The following is a 1,324-nucleotide window of genomic DNA, read 5'->3' on the forward strand; positions in this document are numbered from 1 at the left end:
CCCCCTGCCGCTACTGGATGCCGAACCGATGGATCTGCCGCTGTGCATCGAGGATGACTCCGGCGTGGACCCATCCGAACCGGCCTCCGAACCAGCCGGGCCGAAGGCCAAGACCGAAACCGAAAAAGGCACGAAGAAAGCACGGAAGCCGGAAGGAAGCCGTCTGCCTGACGACTGGACGTTGCCCCCGGATTGGCACACCTGGGCAGCGGAAGAAGCGCAGAAGAAAGGGGTACCGCTGACGCCTGTGGAGATCGAGGAGATCGCAGAGGTGTTCGCGGATTATTGGCGCGGCAAGCCGGGCAAAGAAGCCCGGAAGCGTGACTGGCTGGCGACGTGGCGGAACTGGGTGCGTCGCGATCTGGATTGGAAGAAGGAACGGGCGAGCCGGTTCGGCGGTGCGGGTGCCTCAGCGAACCGTAACAGTGCCGTGAGAACGGCGGAGCAAATGGCCGAGCAGCAGAACAACGAGCCGGACGACCTCCGTGCAGCGGTGTTCGGGCGGACGTGAAGTAGGCGACAGGAGAAGACCATGCTGAAGCAGATCGGAAGTTCGCTGGCGATCGAGCGAGAAATGCGCGAGTGCCCGGAGCACGGAGAGTACGAAGCCATGAGGTTCCCGGGAAAACCGTGGAGCCAGTGCCCGCACTGCATGGAGCAAGACAAGGCTCGGGAGGCGGCGGAAGAAACGCGCGCGATGGAGCGCGACCGCTCCACCCGGAAAGCCAGTCAGGCGCAGGGCGAATCTGAGGTGCCGCGCCGGTTCCGGCATGTGCGTCTGGAGTCTTTCGAGCCGCGAAACAGCGAGCAGAAACAGGCGCACCGGCTGGTGCAGCAGCTCGTGACCGCGCTGCGCTCGAATCCCGACGGCGCGCGCAACATCGTCTTCCTCGGGGCCATCGGTGGCGGCAAGACGCACTTGGCCTGGGGCGCCGTCAATTCCGTGAACGAGTCGGGCGGTCAGGCGGTGTACATGAAGACGCCGAAGCTGATGATGCGCCTGAAGTCGTCCTACTCGGCGGATTCCTCTGTCCGGCCGGAAGACATCCTCGGTGCCCTGGTGGCGGCCGATCTGCTCGTTCTGGACGAGATCGGCTTCCATTCCGACAGCGATTCGGAGCGCAAGACGCTGGCCTACATTCTCGACGAGCGGTGGGCTCAGATGCGGCCGACGATGGTGGTGTCGAACCTCTCCCTCAAGGAGCTGACCGTCGCCCTTGGTGGGCAGGCGAGCATGAGCCGCCTGTTTTCAGAGTCCGACGCGATTGTGTTCAAGGGCGAAGACCAGCGAGGCAACGCGCCGACTGCCCCGGTGGTGCAGGAG

The 1,324-nt window shown here is 64.5% G+C and carries 1 protein-coding gene and 1 pseudogene; both read left to right on the top strand.

Features of this window, described 5'->3' with window-relative positions; all coding sequences use genetic code 11:
• Positions 1-511, top strand: a pseudogene (locus C998_RS0113940) (hypothetical protein); the annotation flags it as partial.
• A gap of 21 nt (positions 512-532) precedes the next feature.
• Positions 533-1,324, top strand: a 792-nt coding sequence (locus tag C998_RS0113945) for an ATP-binding protein (protein ID WP_018871484.1), incomplete at its 3' end; no start/stop codon positions are given.

The organism is Thioalkalivibrio sp. ALgr3 (assembly GCF_000377325.1).
Classification (GTDB): Bacteria; Pseudomonadota; Gammaproteobacteria; order Ectothiorhodospirales; family Ectothiorhodospiraceae; genus Thioalkalivibrio.